We start from the raw sequence: 13,604 nt of genomic DNA, 5'->3' as shown, positions 1-13,604 counted from the left end.
GATGGTATTGCCGGGTGACAACGTGACGATGACGGTGCAGTTGATTGCGCCGATCGCGATGGAAGAGGGCCTGCGCTTCGCCATTCGCGAAGGCGGTCATACCGTCGGTGCCGGCGTCGTCGCCAAAATCATCAAGTAATTGATGCCTCGGCGGGAGCTTTGCTTCCGCCGGATTTCGTTCTTTAGGAACCCCCATGAAAAGCCAGAAAATTCGCATCCGCCTGAAGGCGTTCGACTACAAGCTGATCGATCAGTCCGCCGCCGAGATCGTCGACACGGCGAAGCGCACTGGCGCCGTGGTCCGTGGCCCCGTGCCGTTGCCCACGCGCATCCGTCGCTATGATGTGCTGCGCTCGCCGCACGTCAACAAGACGTCGCGCGACCAATTCGAAATGCGTACCCATCAACGTCTGATGGATATCGTCGACCCGACTGACAAGACTGTTGACGCTCTTATGCGTCTGGATCTGCCGGCGGGCGTGGATGTCGAAATTGCGCTGCAGTAATTGAACACGCCGCAGCCTGATAGGTTGCAGCGAGTTTCGGAACGCCATGCCCGCAAGAGCATGGCGTTTTTCTTTGGCTCACAGTCGCACCCATCGGACTTGCATGCAGTCCTTCACCCCTGAGACCAAGCAGCTCTTGTCTGACTACTGCGGGCGCCTCATGCTGGCGCCATGGTGATACCGAGCCTGGCCGCCAGCGCCAGGACGACAATCAGGCCGACCATCTCTACGCCGAGCACCAGGTTGAATCCTCGGGCTGCCGCTTCTTGGCCGGCGTCCAGGCGCTTCATCCAGAACCAGCGGTTCCATGAGCCCAGTGCCACGGCGATCGCCACCAGGCAGACTTTCGCCAGAAGTATCCAGAGATAGGTCGAACCCCAGAGATGGACCGAATGCCCCAGCATCCGGAAAGCATTGATCAACCCGCTGATTGCGACAACCGGCACGGCGATTGTGGCTGTGGTTGACAGTCGGTGTGCCAGCGCCTTGCGCTGCTGCATCGACCAGACCCGCCATGCCGGCGTCAGCAGGGTGCTGATTCCGACTGAGCCAGCCCATGCACAGCCTGTCAGAACATGAAGGGTGTGTACGCCCACCGTCAGGCTCAGAAAGCCATGATCAGCAGCGTGCCCGGTGGCGGCTCGCGCGTAGCTGAATGCGATCAGGCCTGCCAGGTAGAGCCAGCCAGCCAGATGGGGTCCGGCGTTCCGCACGTTCGACAGGCGCGCACCAAGCGCCAATGCAATCCAGGCAGCGGCTGCTACCCAGATCATGCTGCCGAAGTCCGACTGCGTCAGTACGATCCAGAGGGAACCTGGAAAGTCAGGCATGCTGGTGTCGGTCATGGCCACCGTGGCGACGCACAGGTAGGCCGCCAGACCCACGCCAAGCAAGATGACGGCCCGCCAGGCGAGGTGCGACAGGCGGGCCGTGGCGTTGGCAGATACCGCACCGCGTACGATCGCGACGCCGACACAGGCGGCGAGCGCGACGTCTATCCAGGTGCCAAACAGCGGCTGCAGCCAGTCAGCTGCAAAGTCTACGGCGGTCACCCGCTATTTCACGGTGAATTTGTAGCTGCCGTGTGTGCGGTGGCCATCGTCGGCGACCGCTACCCACTGGACTTGATACTGACCGGCGGCCAGCGCGGGTAATGCGACGCGCATAGTCTTGTGCGCCTTGCCTTCGACACTGGACTTTGCCTGGTTGACCTGCTTGCCTTGTGCGTTCTGTACGGTCAGGTGGCTGAGTGCCGGTTCGATTGGGTCGTCGTAGCTGATGCGGACTTCAGAAGGGGCTGTCACGATTGCGTTGGGTGCGGGCGATTCATGGACGGGGTGGGCGTGCGCCAGCGCCTGGCCGGCGCTGCCCAGGAAAATCACGCCAGCCGCGGCGGATAGGCAAAGGAAGGACTCCAGGGACCTGAGTGTTGAAACAATCTTCATCGTGAAAGCCTCAGTTGTTGGTGCAAAGTGGGCAAAGCCGGTCTGGTCTTCCTGTGGAGCCTATGCCGTGTCGTGCCTCGCCTGGTTGTGGGTCCGGCATCTGTTCTTACCGGTGACCCGCTTCATTCTATATCCTCCGCGTATTGGGGAAAACGCTAACGCTCCTGGCGTGAGGGTTTTCGTGTTGGAGGGGCTGGACATCCTCGCGCCGAATGCAGCGGACCACTAAGTCCTTGTTTTGTACCGAGTCTGCATGTTAGAATGCCAGGCTCTGTTGCCTGTTTTTTAGGTGGCAGGCTGCCGCGTTGGCCCTTTTGGGGCTTTTACACGGCGGATCTAGCCCCGGCCAATCGCAGTCGGGAAGTAAGACTTACGGGTTTCAATACCCCGGAGAAAACAATGTCGAATACGACACCTACGCCTGCCGCCTGGCGGCTTGGGCTGGTGGGACGTAAGGTTGGCATGACCCGCATCTTTACCGACGATGGCGAATCCATCCCGGTCACGGTGCTGGATGTGTCCAACAACCGCGTCGCCCAGGTCAAGACTCCAGAGGTCGACGGGTACGCGGCCGTGCAGCTTGCCTACGGCACGCGGCGCGCCACACGTGTTACCAAGGCTTTGTCCGGCCACTTCGCCAAAGCAGGCGTCGAGGCGGGCAGCATGCTCAAGGAATTCCGTCTCGATCCCGCCAAGATTGCTGAATTCACAGCGGGCTCCGTCGTGGCCGTGGAATCGGTCTTCGAGGTCGGCCAACTGGTCGACGTCACCGGCACCACCATCGGCAAGGGCTTTGCCGGCACCATCAAGCGCCACCACTTCGGTTCGCAACGCGCTTCGCACGGCAACTCGCGTTCGCACCGTGTGCCAGGCTCCATCGGCCAGGCGCAAGATCCGGGCCGCATCTTCCCCGGCAAGCGCATGTCAGGTCATCTGGGTGACGACACCGTCACGACACAGAACCTTGACGTTGTGCGTGTCGACGCCGAACGCGGCCTGCTGCTCGTGCGCGGCGCCGTCCCCGGCCACAAAAACGCCGACATCGTGGTGCGTCCTGCCATCAAGGCCGCGCCCAAGAAAGGAGCCTAATCATGGAACTCAAGCTCCTGAATGATCAGGGTCAGTCTTCGGCAACCCTGGCGGCTGCTGACGAAATCTTCGGCCGCGACTTCAACGAAGCGCTGGTGCACCAGATCGTAGTGGCCTATCAGGCCAACGCCCGCACCGCCGATCGCGCGCAGAAGAATCGCCGCGACGTCAAGCACTCGACCAAGAAGCCCTGGCGCCAAAAAGGTACCGGCCGCGCACGTTCCGGCATGACGTCCTCGCCGATCTGGCGTGGGGGTGGTCGCACGTTCCCGAATTCGCCGGAAGAAAACTTCAGCCACAAGGTCAACAAGAAGATGTACCGCGCAGGTCTGCGCACCATCTTCTCGCAACTGGTGCGTGAAGACCGTCTGGCCGTGGTCGAATCCTTCGTCCTCGAATCCCCGAAGACCAAGCTGGCTGCCGCCAAGCTCAAGAGCCTCGGGATCAACGAGCCCGTCCTCATCATCACCGATGCGCTGGACGAAAACGTTTACCTCGCAACGCGTAATCTGCCTCACGTGGCAGTGATCGAAACGCGCTACGCCGATCCGCTGTCGCTGGTCCACTACAAAAAAGTGTTGATCACCAAGTCGGCGGTCGCCCAACTCGAGGAGTTGCTGGGATGAATGCCGAACGTTTGATGCAAGTCATTCTGGCGCCCATCGTGACTGAGAAGTCCACGATGATCGCCGAAAAAAACAACCAGGTTGCTTTCCGCGTGGTCGCTGACGCGACCAAGCCCGAAATCAAGGCCGCCGTCGAACTGTTGTTCAAGGTCGAAGTCGCCTCGGTTCAGGTCACGAACCGCAAGGGCAAAGAAAAGCGCTTTGGCCGCTTCATGGGCCGTCGCCGCAACGACCGCAAAGCCTATGTGTCGCTGAAAGCTGGGCAGGAAATCGACTTTTCGGAGGTCCACTAAATGCCGCTGATGAAAGTCAAGCCCACGTCCGCAGGTCGCCGTGGCATGGTCAAGGTCGTGCACCCCGAGCTGCATAAGGGCCCGGCGCACGCACCTTTGCTGGAAAGCCAATCGCGTGGCTCAGGCCGCAACAACAATGGCCACATCACCGTGCGCCATCGGGGTGGCGGTCACAAGCAGCACTACCGCGTCGTCGATTTCCGTCGCAACAAGGACGGCATCGTCGCCAAGGTCGAACGCCTTGAATACGACCCCAACCGGACGGCTCACCTGGCACTGCTGTGCTATGCCGACGGCGAACGTCGCTATATCATCGCCCCGCGAGGTCTCGAAGTCGGTGCCAAGGTCGTCTCTGGTCTCGAAGCTCCGATCCGTACCGGCAACACGCTGCCGATTCGTGCCATCCCCGTGGGTGCCACGATTCACTGCATCGAAATGCTGCCCGGCAAGGGCGCCCAGATGGCTCGCTCCGCGGGTTCATCGGCCGTCTTGCTGGCCCGCGAAGGTGTCTACGCTCAGGTCCGCCTGCGCTCCGGTGAAGTCCGCCGAGTGCACATCGATTGCCGCGCCACGATTGGTGAAGTGGGCAACGGTGATCACAGCCTGCGCCAGATTGGTAAGGCTGGTGCCACGCGTTGGCGTGGGATTCGTCCTACGGTCCGTGGTGTCGTCATGAACCCGGTGGATCACCCGCATGGTGGTGGCGAAGGCCGCACCGGCGAGGGCCGCGTTCCGGTCAGCCCGTGGGGTACTCCCACCAAGGGCTATCGGACCCGTCGAAACAAGCGCACGGACAATATGATTGTCTCGCGTCGCAAGCGGAAATAAGAGGCGAGCTATGTCACGTTCGATCAAGAAAGGCCCGTTCGTCGATGCGCATCTGATCAAAAAGGTCGATGCCGCCGTCGCGGGCAAAGATAAGAAGCCGATCAAAACCTGGTCGCGCCGTTCCACCATCCTGCCCGACTTCATCGGGTTGACGATTGCCGTGCACAACGGCCACCAGCACGTTCCTGTCTACGTCAACGAGAACATGGTCGGTCACAAGCTCGGCGAATTTGCCCTGACGCGTACCTTCAAGGGTCACGCGGCGGACAAAAAGGCCAAGAGGTAAGCCATGGAAACCACCGCAGTCATTCGCGGCGTCCATATTTCTGCGCAGAAGACCCGCCTCGTGGCGGATCTGATTCGCGGAAAATCCGTGGCGCACGCGCTCAACATCCTGACGTTCAGCCCCAAGAAGGCCGCCACCATCCTGAAAAAGGCTCTGGAATCGGCCATCGCCAACGCGGAGCACAACGACGGTGCCGACATCGATGAACTTCGGGTCACGACGATTCACGTCGACAAGGCCCAGTCGATGAAGCGCTTCTCGGCCCGCGCCAAAGGCCGTGGCAACCGCATTGAAAAGCAGACTTGCCACATCGTGGTCAAGGTCGGGGCTTAAGGAGTCACAATGGGACAGAAAATTCACCCGATTGGGTTCCGCCTTGCGGTCAATCACAACTGGACTTCCCGCTGGTATGCCAACGACAAGGTCTACGGCAGCATGCTGGCCGAAGACATCCGCGTTCGCGAATACCTGAAGAAGAAGCTCAAGCAGGCTTCAGTGGGTCGCATCGTCATCGAGCGTCCGGCCAAGAACGCCCGTATCACCGTCTACTCGGCTCGTCCGGGCGTGGTGATCGGCCGTCGTGGCGAGGACATCGAAAACCTGAAGACCGATCTGCAGCGCCTGATGGGCGTGCCTGTGCACGTCAACATCGAAGAGATCCGCAAGCCGGAAACCGACGCTCAGCTCATTTCCGACTCGATTGCCCAGCAGCTCGAAAAACGCATCATGTTCCGACGCGCCATGAAGCGCGCCATGCAGAACGCCATGCGTCTGGGCGCTCAAGGTATCAAGATCATGAGCTCCGGTCGTCTGAACGGCATCGAGATCGCCCGCACCGAGTGGTACCGCGAAGGCCGTGTGCCTCTGCATACGCTGCGTGCGAACATCGATTATGGCTTCTCTGAAGCCCAAACGACGTACGGGATCATCGGGATCAAGGTCTGGGTCTACAAGGGCGACATGCTGCCAAATGGCGAAATGCCCCCCGAGACTGCCGCGCCTCGCGACGAAGAACGCCGTCCGCGCCGTCCGCGCAGCGACCGTCCGGGTCGTCCCGGTGGCCGTGGTCGTGGCCCGCGTCGTGATGCGGCTTCTGCTGCGCCGGCGCCTGAAGGAGAATAAAACATGCTGTCACCCGCTCGCAGGAAGTATCGCAAAGAGCAAAAGGGCCGCAACACGGGTCTTGCCACGCGTGGCGCCCAGGTGTCCTTTGGTGAATTCGGTCTGAAGGCCACGGGTCGTGGCCGTCTGACCGCTCGCCAGATCGAAGCCGCCCGTCGTGCGATCAACCGCCACATCAAGCGTGGCGGCCGGATCTGGATCCGTATCTTCCCGGACAAGCCCATTTCGCAGAAACCCGCCGAAGTCCGGATGGGTAACGGCAAGGGCAATCCGGAATACTGGGTCGCCGAAATCCAACCCGGCAAGGTGCTGTACGAAATGGAAGGCGTGACGGAAGAAACCGCACGCGAAGCCTTCCGCCTTGCTGCCGCCAAGCTGCCTATCGCGACGACCTTCGTGTCGCGTCGCGCGGGCGCCTAGGAGCCACTATGAAAGCCAGTGAACTGCGTGAAAAAGACGCCGCCGGGCTGCAATCCGAGCTCGAGAGTCTGCTGAAGGCACAATTCAACCTGCGCATGCAGCGTGCCACCCAGCAGCTTTCCAACACCAGTCAGTTGGGCAAGGTGCGTCGCGACATCGCGCGCATCCGCACCATCCAGACTGAGAACGCAGGAAAGTAACATGACCCCCTCAACTGAAAAGAGCACTGCCAAGCGTCAACGGACGCTGATCGGCAAGGTCGTCAGTAACAAGATGAACAAGACGGTCGTCGTCAGCGTCGAGACCCGTGTTCAGCACCCGGTGCTGGGCAAGTTCGTCAAGCGTTCTGCCAAGTACAAGGCGCATGACGAAACCAATCAGTACAACGAAGGCGATACGGTAGAGATCGCTGAAGGTCGTCCCATCTCCAAGGCCAAGTCCTGGACGGTGGTGCGCCTGATTGAAGCCGTTCACGTCATCTGATGATGTGTCGGGGCCGGGCGCAAGCCAGGCCTCGAGGCGGGTCGCAGCAGTATCCGCCCGCCTGCTGTTTCATGGAACCTCGCTTCGGCGAGGTTTTTTCATGAATGCTCAGGTTCGGGCGAGCCGCCGTCTGCGGAATTGCGTGTGTCCGCACGCTTGGGGTGCATGGAGCGCCATGTCAGGATGCCTGCTCCAATTAGCACGGTGAGTGCCATCCCATACCAGGTGATGGCATATCCCAGGTGGGCATTGCGGAAGTGGATCTTGGTCAGCCCGCCCGCAGGCCAGGCATGCACGCCGGGGTGGGCGTCTTCGTCGATGAAGTAGGGCGCAGTCAATCCGATCGATAGCCCCTGAGCCTGTGCAATCGCGTCCACGTCGCGCGAATACCATTGGTTGGTGGCCGGCTGGTTCGAGCGCAAGAATCCACCTTTGGGTTCGGAGAATCGAAGCAGTCCGGTGATGGTGCGCACGTTGCCGGGAGAAGCAAGAAGGCCGCGCGCCGACGGCAGGCCCCAATTGGCGGGCACGTACCCGCGGTTGATCAGTACGATGAAACCGTCTTCCGTCTGGAAGGGCGCCATGAGCCAGTATCCATAGCCATCGGGGCTGGTGCCGTGGACCAGTGTGGGCGTCCCCGCCATGAAGTGGCCGTTCAGACGCACGTGCAGGTATTGCAGGTGACCCTCTCGGACCATCGGCCACATGGAGGGGCCCGGGGGGGCTTCGGGCGGTGCGTGCACCCGCGTGCTCACGTCATGAATGAGCTTGAGCTTCCACGTGAGGCGTCGCAGCTGCCAGTTGCCCAGCAGGATGAAGCCAGTGCACAGTGCGGCCGCCACCAGCAACCAGAACATCCTCCTGGCGGTGACGGCAGAACTCCGCTGCCGTGAAGCCAGCGTGCTCATTTTTCAGGCATGGAGGGCATGGAAGGCGCGGTGGGCATGGACGGCATCGTCGTCGCACCAGCCGAAGTGACTGCCTGCAGGGCCTGGACGCGCGGCATCATGTTCTGGTTTTCCTGGTATATGGCCCAGATCGAAGCGCCCAGCACGATCAGCACCAGCACCGCCGCGAAGATGAAGGCCAGCATGTTCCAGCCTTCTTCAGAGCGTGTGTCCAGGTGCAGAAAATAATGGATGTGAACTCCGATCTGAACCACGGCAAGCCCCAGCACCAGCAGAATCGTGACCCAGCGGTTCTCGAAGACATGCGCCATCACCAGCCAGAAGGCCGCAATGGTCAGGACGGCAGCCAGAACGAACCCGGTCACGTAGCTGGCAAACGACCCCTGGTGAATCTGGGAAGACTGGTCTTCGCGGCCAGCGGCAGTGGCCTCGGATACAGAAACCGAACTCATCGCAATACTCCTACCAGATACACGTAACTGAAGACGCCCACCCAGATGAGGTCCAGAAAGTGCCAGAACATGCTCAGGCATTGAAGCCGGCGAATGTTGGCCGAATTCAGGCCGTGGCGACCGAGCTGCGTCATGAGCACGATCAGCCACAGAATCCCTACACTGACGTGCAGGCCGTGGGTACCGACGAGCGCAAAGAAGGATGACAGGAAGGCACTGCGGCCCGGACCCGCACCCATCGCGATCATGTCGGCGAATTCGTGAATCTCAAGCCCGACGAAGCCGGCGGCCAGCAGGCCAGCCACTGTCAGCCACCCCAGCATTGCGCGTTTGTTGCCCTGCCGGATCTGCAGCATGGCAAAGCCGAAGGTCACGGACGACAGCAGCAGCAGCGCCGTGTTCCAGGCGAGCCCCGTCAGATCCAGTACCTGGGCCCCGGTGGGTCCCCCGGCGTAGCGTGTACCTAGCACGGCGTTGCTGACGAAGAGCGATGCGAAGATGAAGCAATCGCTCATGAGGTAGATCCAGAACCCCAGCAAGGTACCGTTGTGGGCGTGGGGTTCTTCGCGACAGTAGAAGGCAGGCAGGCCGCGCGCCGCCTGGTTGGCCATGGTGCTCATGCGATCGCCCCTTCAGCGTTGGCAGTCCAGATCCCGGTGTGTTCGACCCGCTCCACTTCAGAAGCGGAAACGCTTTCTTCACGGTGGTAGTCGAAGGTGTGGTAGATGGCCACGGCCAGGATACCGATGAAGGACAGCACTGCCAGCCACCACATGTACCAGACCATGCCGAACCCGAAGGCAAGGCCCAGCAACCCGATGATGAGACCCGCGCCCGTGTTGCGCGGCAGGTGGATGTCGTTGAAACCTTCGAGCAGTCTCGTCACGCCGTGGGTCTTCATGTCGAACCAGGCATCACGTTCGCGGACTTGCGGGATAAAGGCAAAGTTGTAAGCGGGTGGAGGAGAGGTCGTAGCCCATTCCAGCGTGCGGCCGCCCCAGGGGTCATTGCCCACTTTGTATTCTTCACGCCGGCGGATGCTGACGTAAAGCTGCATGATGAACGCCAGGATGCCCAGGAGGATCAGGAAGGCACCGAATGCCGCCAGCACGAACCAGATCTGCAGACTGGGGTCGTCGAAGTGGCTCAGGCGACGCGTCACGCCCATCAGCCCCAGCACATACAGCGGGCCGAAGGCAAACCAGAAGCCGATCTGCCAGAACCAGAACGAGGCCTTGCCCCAGAATTCATCCAGGTAGAAGCCGAAGGCCTTGGGAAACCAGTAGTTGATGCCTGCAAAGATGCCGAACACCACGCCGCCGATCGCGACGTTGTGAAAGTGGGCGATCAGGAACAGGCTGTTGTGCAGCAGAAAGTCGGCGGGCGCCACCGAGAGCATCACACCCGTCATCCCGCCGATCGTGAACGTGAACAGGAACCCCATCGTCCAGTACATGGGCACCGTGAACCGCACGCGACCCTTGTACATGGTAAAGAGCCAATTGAAGATTTTCGCCCCTGTCGGGATCGAGATGATCATGGTCGTGAGCGAGAAGAACGAGTTCACGTCTGCCCCCGAGCCCATGGTAAAGAAATGGTGCAGCCATACCAGGTACGACAGCACCATGATGGCGGCCGTGGCATAGACCATGGAGGCGTAGCCAAAGAGCGGCTTGCGTGAGAAAGTCGGGACGATTTCCGAGAACACCCCGAACAGCGGCAGGACCAGGATGTAGACCTCGGGATGGCCCCAGACCCAGATCAGGTTGATGTAGAGCATCAGGTTGCCGCCGAACCCGTTAGTGAAGAAATGCATTCCCAGGTAACGGTCCAGCGACAGCAGGAAAAGAGCGGCAGTGAGAATCGGGAAGGTCACTACGATGAGCCCGCTGGTGCACAGCGTGGTCCAGCAAAACATGGGCATCTTCATGAGCGTCATGCCGGGGGCGCGCATCTTCACTACGGTCACGACGAAGTTGATGCCCGTGAGCAGCGTGCCTATCCCTGATAACTGCAGGCCCCAGATGTAGTAATCCACCCCCGACCCCGGGCTCTGCTGCAGCTCGGACACGGGCGGGTAGGCGAGCCACCCGGCCGTGGAAAAATCGCCCACGAACAGCGACAGCATGAAGAGGATGACGCCGGAGAAGGTCAGCCAGAAACTCAGGTTGTTGAGAAAGGGGAAGGCCACATCGCGCGAGCCGATCTGTAGCGGCATGACGTAGTTCATGAGCCCTATGATGTAGGTCATGGCCACGAAGAAGATCATGATCGAACCGTGCGCCGAGAAAATCTGGTCGTAGTGGTGCGGCGGCAGGTATCCCAGGTTGCTGCCAAAGGCGATGGCCTGCTGCGAGCGCATCATGATGGCGTCCGAGAACCCGCGCAGCAGCATGACCGTGGCGAGGATCATGTACATGATGCCCAGCTTCTTGTGGTCTACGCTGGTGAGCCACTCATGCCACAGATAACCCCAATAGCCTTTGACGGTGACAAAGGCAAGGATGGCAATGCCGATGAGCGCCACCACGACGAAGGTGCCCACCACGATATGGTTGTCCAGGGGCAGGGACTCCAGCGTCAGCCGGCCAAGGAAAAAATTGAGAAGAGCGGAACGGTCAGGCATGGTGCATCTCGAAAGACAGTTCAGTGTGTTGCGACAGCGGGCGTCGAGGCAGGCTGCGCGGCAGGTTGGTGCATGGAGTTGTCAGCCATCATCTGGCTCATGCAGGTTTCACCCGGGTCCACGCAGCGGTTGAGGATGCGCTGATAGAGATCCGGACTGAAATGGGAGTAAACGTGGACCGGCTCTGCACGCGTGGGCTGACGCAGATGGTCGTAGGCGCTGCGATCCAGTGTCTTGTCGCTCGTGCGCGCCTTGGCCACCCACGCCGCAAAATCGTGCGCGCTCATGCCGTAGAAACGAAACCGCATATCGGTGAAGCCGGCACCGCTGTAATTGGCAGAGAAGCCATCGTAGTTGCCCGGCTCGTTGATGACCCCGTGCAGCACGGTCTGCATGCCCGGCATGACGTAGATCTGCCCTGCCATGGCCGGCACGAAGAAGGAATCCATCATGGTGTCGGAGGTCAGATGGAACTGGATGGGGACATTCACGGGTGCAGCCATCTCGTTGACGGTGGCGATCCCGTACTGCGGGTAGAAGAACAGCCACTTCCATTCCAGCGACACGACTTCGACCTGCAGCGGCTTGACGTCTGCGGGGACGGGTTCGTGGGCCGAAATCTGTGTCAGGGGACGGTACGGGTCCAGCTGGTGGGTGCCCGCCCAGCTCACGGCGCCCACGGCAATGATGATGAGCATGGGTACCGCCCAGACGATGAGCTCGAGCTTGGGCGAGTGGTCCCAATGGGCGTCGTATTTGGCTGCAGTGTTGGATGCCCGATAGCGCCAGGCCACGATGGCGATGGCAATCAGCACCGGCACGATGATCAGCGCGATGATTCCGGTGGTGAGCAGCATGATGTCGCTTTGCTGGCGTGCGACGTAGCCTGAAGGGTTCAACAAGACCTGTTGGCAACCCCCGAGCGCAAGCAAGGACGGGAGCAACAGCGCGTTACGCAAAAATTTCAGCTTCATGGCGCGAACTCAAGGACCACACGAAAACGGCTCATATAATAGTCTTCTCAACGACAATGTTTTTGCGATTGGACAGCTTGCCCAACCGTTTGTTCAACGGAAACGATATGTCTAGCACCCCCATTCAGGCCGCTGTGGCCCTCGGCGTTCCCTCTCACACAGGCCATTCAGAACCCCATTCTCTCGAAATTACACCTAGTGACATTTCTGTTGGTGTGGTGGTCGGGCGAACGGCCAGTTTCTTCGATATGTTCGTGTTCGGCATTGCCTGCGCGCTGGTGTTTCCCAAGGTGTTCTTCCCGAATGCCAGCGAGCTCGATGGCATGCTCTACGCGTTCGCCATTTTTGCCCTCGGGTTCGTTGCGCAGCCCATAGGCGCCTTGTTCTTCCTGCCGGTGCAGCGCCATTACGGGCGGGCCACCAAGCTCACCATCGCCCTGTTCATCCTGGGGTCGGCCACGGTGGGGGTGGCGTTTTTGCCCGGCTACGCCTCCATCGGAGGAGCCTCCATCCTTGCGCTGTGCGTGCTGCGCATTGGCCAGGGGTTTGCCACGGGGGGGGCCTGGGACGGCCTGGCCTCGTTGCTGGCCATGAAGGCGCCAGGCCACAGGCGCGGCTGGTATGCCGCCATCCCTCAGCTGGGCGCGCCCATTGGCTTCATTTGTGCGGCCGGGCTCTTCCTGTATCTGTGGAGCAGCCTCACGTCCCAAGAATTCTTCGACTGGGGCTGGCGCTATCCGTTCTTTGCCGCTTTTGCCGTCAATGTGGTGGCGCTCTTCGCCCGTCTGCGCCTGGTCGTCAGCCCTGAATACCGCGCCGAATTCAAACAGCGCGAACTCGCCCCTGCGCCCATTGGCAAGCTATGGGATGCGCAGGGCAAATACATGGTGCTGGGCGCTTTCGCGCCACTGGCCAGCTATGCGCTGCTCAACCTGGTGACGATCTTCACCTTGGCCTGGGTGCTGCTCTACACGCAGTATTCACTGACCGAATTCCTGTCGGTGCAGATCGTAGGGGCGCTGGTGGCGATCCCCTGCATGCTGATCTCGGGCTGGGTGGCCGACAAGCTTGGCCGACGCATCACTCTGGGGCTGTTTGCAGCGGCCATTGCCGTCTATAGCGGCTGGACGGCCGTGCTGCTGTCAGGTGGCCGGTTCGGCAGCTATCTGTTCATTCTGATCGGCTTTGCCCTGCTGGGTTTCTCGCATGCATTGTCGTCTGGTGCAGTGACGGCGAGCTTCCGCCGCGAATTCCGTTATACCGGCGCGCATTTCTCCTCTGACCTCAGCTGGCTCATTGGCGCGGGTTTCGCCCCGGTAGTGGCGCTGTGGCTTGCTTCCTGGCAAGGCGTAGGCTACGTGGGCCTGTACCTGCTGTCGGGGGCGGTGTGTACCTTGGCTGCACTGTGGGTCAGTCGCCGGCTTGGTGGCTTGCCAAACAGCTAAGCATTGGCGTTTTCGGGTTCGTCACGGGCCACCGGCTTGCAGTCGGTGGCCCGTTCGGTGTTTGGTGATACGCTCTTTCGATGAAAATGTGCCGAAGGCTG

The 13,604-nt window shown here is 60.7% G+C and carries 19 protein-coding genes and 1 pseudogene; 13 read left to right on the top strand and 7 right to left on the bottom strand.

Annotation, left to right across the window (positions count from 1 at the left end; genetic code table 11):
* Both VF285_RS09735 and rpsJ read left to right on the top strand, forming a co-directional pair.
* Positions 1-139, top strand: a pseudogene (locus tag VF285_RS09735) (elongation factor Tu); the annotation flags it as partial.
* Positions 140-194: 55 nt separating this feature from the next.
* Positions 195-506, top strand: a complete 312-nt coding sequence (gene rpsJ, locus VF285_RS09730) for a 30S ribosomal protein S10 (RefSeq protein WP_043679008.1) — start codon at positions 195-197, stop codon at positions 504-506.
* 158 nt (positions 507-664) lie between these two features.
* Here the strand turns inward: rpsJ and VF285_RS09725 are convergent, their stop codons facing one another.
* Both VF285_RS09725 and VF285_RS09720 read right to left on the bottom strand, forming a co-directional pair.
* Positions 665-1,558 (bottom strand): copper resistance D family protein, encoded by an 894-nt coding sequence (locus VF285_RS09725; protein ID WP_346952427.1) that lies wholly within the window; start codon positions 1,556-1,558, stop codon positions 665-667.
* Positions 1,559-1,561: 3 nt separating this feature from the next.
* Entirely contained in the window at positions 1,562-1,951 is a 390-nt protein-coding gene (locus VF285_RS09720; RefSeq protein ID WP_346952426.1) for a copper resistance CopC family protein, read from the bottom strand.
* Between the two features lie 399 nt (positions 1,952-2,350).
* Here VF285_RS09720 and rplC point away from each other — a divergent pair, with 399 nt between their 5' ends.
* The 10 genes from rplC to rpsQ are packed head-to-tail and all read left to right on the top strand — an operon-like array spanning position 2,351 to position 7,098.
* Complete coding sequence (gene rplC / locus VF285_RS09715; protein ID WP_346952425.1) at positions 2,351-3,040, top strand: 50S ribosomal protein L3; 690 nt, start codon at positions 2,351-2,353, stop codon at positions 3,038-3,040.
* 2 nt (positions 3,041-3,042) lie between these two features.
* Positions 3,043-3,666 carry a 50S ribosomal protein L4 gene (gene rplD, locus VF285_RS09710; RefSeq protein ID WP_346952424.1) on the top strand — a complete coding sequence of 208 codons (624 nt, stop codon included), beginning with the start codon at positions 3,043-3,045 and terminating at the stop codon, positions 3,664-3,666.
* Complete coding sequence (rplW, locus tag VF285_RS09705) at positions 3,663-3,959, top strand: 50S ribosomal protein L23 (protein ID WP_346952423.1); 297 nt, start codon at positions 3,663-3,665, stop codon at positions 3,957-3,959. Before rplD ends, rplW begins: the two co-directional genes overlap by 4 nt.
* Positions 3,960-4,787, top strand: a complete 828-nt coding sequence (gene rplB / locus VF285_RS09700; RefSeq protein WP_346952422.1) for a 50S ribosomal protein L2 — start codon at positions 3,960-3,962, stop codon at positions 4,785-4,787. It abuts the gene before it with no gap.
* Between the two features lie 10 nt (positions 4,788-4,797).
* Positions 4,798-5,073 carry a 30S ribosomal protein S19 gene (gene rpsS / locus VF285_RS09695; RefSeq protein WP_346952421.1) on the top strand — a complete coding sequence of 92 codons (276 nt, stop codon included), beginning with the start codon at positions 4,798-4,800 and terminating at the stop codon, positions 5,071-5,073.
* A gap of 3 nt (positions 5,074-5,076) precedes the next feature.
* Entirely contained in the window at positions 5,077-5,406 is a 330-nt protein-coding gene (rplV, locus tag VF285_RS09690) for a 50S ribosomal protein L22 (protein WP_346952420.1), read from the top strand.
* A 9-nt stretch (positions 5,407-5,415) separates the two neighbouring features.
* Positions 5,416-6,195 carry a 30S ribosomal protein S3 gene (rpsC, locus tag VF285_RS09685; protein WP_346952419.1) on the top strand — a complete coding sequence of 260 codons (780 nt, stop codon included), beginning with the start codon at positions 5,416-5,418 and terminating at the stop codon, positions 6,193-6,195.
* Between the two features lie 3 nt (positions 6,196-6,198).
* Positions 6,199-6,615: a 50S ribosomal protein L16 gene (gene rplP / locus VF285_RS09680; RefSeq protein ID WP_346952418.1), complete on the top strand. Its 417-nt coding sequence runs from the start codon at positions 6,199-6,201 to the stop codon at positions 6,613-6,615.
* 8 nt (positions 6,616-6,623) lie between these two features.
* Complete coding sequence (rpmC, locus tag VF285_RS09675) at positions 6,624-6,815, top strand: 50S ribosomal protein L29 (protein WP_346952417.1); 192 nt, start codon at positions 6,624-6,626, stop codon at positions 6,813-6,815.
* Position 6,816: 1 nt separating this feature from the next.
* Positions 6,817-7,098 (top strand): 30S ribosomal protein S17, encoded by a 282-nt coding sequence (rpsQ, locus tag VF285_RS09670; protein WP_346952416.1) that lies wholly within the window; start codon positions 6,817-6,819, stop codon positions 7,096-7,098.
* 98 nt (positions 7,099-7,196) lie between these two features.
* On the opposite strand, the gene VF285_RS09665 is transcribed toward rpsQ, so the two are convergent.
* The 5 genes from VF285_RS09665 to cyoA are packed head-to-tail and all read right to left on the bottom strand — an operon-like array spanning position 7,197 to position 12,058.
* Positions 7,197-7,955, bottom strand: coding sequence for an SURF1 family protein (locus tag VF285_RS09665; RefSeq protein WP_346952415.1), 759 nt, complete (start codon positions 7,953-7,955; stop codon positions 7,197-7,199).
* Positions 7,956-8,002: 47 nt separating this feature from the next.
* The gene (cyoD, locus tag VF285_RS09660) at positions 8,003-8,458 is read right to left on the bottom strand and encodes a cytochrome o ubiquinol oxidase subunit IV (protein ID WP_346952414.1); all 456 of its coding nucleotides are present in this window, start codon (positions 8,456-8,458) and stop codon (positions 8,003-8,005) included.
* Complete coding sequence (gene cyoC / locus VF285_RS09655) at positions 8,455-9,078, bottom strand: cytochrome o ubiquinol oxidase subunit III (RefSeq protein WP_346952413.1); 624 nt, start codon at positions 9,076-9,078, stop codon at positions 8,455-8,457. Before cyoC ends, cyoD begins: the two co-directional genes overlap by 4 nt.
* Positions 9,075-11,084 (bottom strand): cytochrome o ubiquinol oxidase subunit I, encoded by a 2,010-nt coding sequence (cyoB, locus tag VF285_RS09650; protein WP_346952412.1) that lies wholly within the window; start codon positions 11,082-11,084, stop codon positions 9,075-9,077. Before cyoB ends, cyoC begins: the two co-directional genes overlap by 4 nt.
* 20 nt (positions 11,085-11,104) lie before the next feature.
* A complete protein-coding gene (cyoA, locus tag VF285_RS09645) occupies positions 11,105-12,058 on the bottom strand; it encodes a ubiquinol oxidase subunit II (protein WP_346952411.1) in 954 nt (317 codons plus the stop codon).
* Between the two features lie 107 nt (positions 12,059-12,165).
* On the opposite strand from cyoA, the gene VF285_RS09640 reads away from it, so the two are divergent.
* The gene (locus VF285_RS09640; RefSeq protein WP_346952410.1) at positions 12,166-13,503 is read left to right on the top strand and encodes an MFS transporter; all 1,338 of its coding nucleotides are present in this window, start codon (positions 12,166-12,168) and stop codon (positions 13,501-13,503) included.
* Positions 13,504-13,604 lie beyond the last annotated feature (101 nt).

The organism is Castellaniella sp., assembly GCF_036379515.1.
GTDB lineage: Bacteria > Pseudomonadota > Gammaproteobacteria > Burkholderiales > Burkholderiaceae_B > Castellaniella.
Note: the sequence above shows the minus strand (reverse complement) of the source record. Positions and strands in the feature narration are given on the sequence as shown.

Coding starts and splice junctions, on each gene's coding strand:
- rpsJ (WP_043679008.1), top strand. CDS start 195: ATGAAAAGCCAGAAAATTCGCATCCGCCTGAAGGCGTTCGACTACAAG.
- VF285_RS09720 (WP_346952426.1), bottom strand. CDS start 1,951: ATGAAGATTGTTTCAACACTCAGGTCCCTGGAGTCCTTCCTTTGCCTA.
- rplC (WP_346952425.1), top strand. CDS start 2,351: ATGTCGAATACGACACCTACGCCTGCCGCCTGGCGGCTTGGGCTGGTG.
- rplD (WP_346952424.1), top strand. CDS start 3,043: ATGGAACTCAAGCTCCTGAATGATCAGGGTCAGTCTTCGGCAACCCTG.
- rplW (WP_346952423.1), top strand. CDS start 3,663: ATGAATGCCGAACGTTTGATGCAAGTCATTCTGGCGCCCATCGTGACT.
- rplB (WP_346952422.1), top strand. CDS start 3,960: ATGCCGCTGATGAAAGTCAAGCCCACGTCCGCAGGTCGCCGTGGCATG.
- rpsS (WP_346952421.1), top strand. CDS start 4,798: ATGTCACGTTCGATCAAGAAAGGCCCGTTCGTCGATGCGCATCTGATC.
- rplV (WP_346952420.1), top strand. CDS start 5,077: ATGGAAACCACCGCAGTCATTCGCGGCGTCCATATTTCTGCGCAGAAG.
- rpsC (WP_346952419.1), top strand. CDS start 5,416: ATGGGACAGAAAATTCACCCGATTGGGTTCCGCCTTGCGGTCAATCAC.
- rplP (WP_346952418.1), top strand. CDS start 6,199: ATGCTGTCACCCGCTCGCAGGAAGTATCGCAAAGAGCAAAAGGGCCGC.
- rpmC (WP_346952417.1), top strand. CDS start 6,624: ATGAAAGCCAGTGAACTGCGTGAAAAAGACGCCGCCGGGCTGCAATCC.
- rpsQ (WP_346952416.1), top strand. CDS start 6,817: ATGACCCCCTCAACTGAAAAGAGCACTGCCAAGCGTCAACGGACGCTG.
- VF285_RS09665 (WP_346952415.1), bottom strand. CDS start 7,955: ATGTTCTGGTTGCTGGTGGCGGCCGCACTGTGCACTGGCTTCATCCTG.
- cyoD (WP_346952414.1), bottom strand. CDS start 8,458: ATGAGTTCGGTTTCTGTATCCGAGGCCACTGCCGCTGGCCGCGAAGAC.
- cyoC (WP_346952413.1), bottom strand. CDS start 9,078: ATGAGCACCATGGCCAACCAGGCGGCGCGCGGCCTGCCTGCCTTCTAC.
- cyoB (WP_346952412.1), bottom strand. CDS start 11,084: ATGCCTGACCGTTCCGCTCTTCTCAATTTTTTCCTTGGCCGGCTGACG.
- cyoA (WP_346952411.1), bottom strand. CDS start 12,058: ATGAAGCTGAAATTTTTGCGTAACGCGCTGTTGCTCCCGTCCTTGCTT.
- VF285_RS09640 (WP_346952410.1), top strand. CDS start 12,166: ATGTCTAGCACCCCCATTCAGGCCGCTGTGGCCCTCGGCGTTCCCTCT.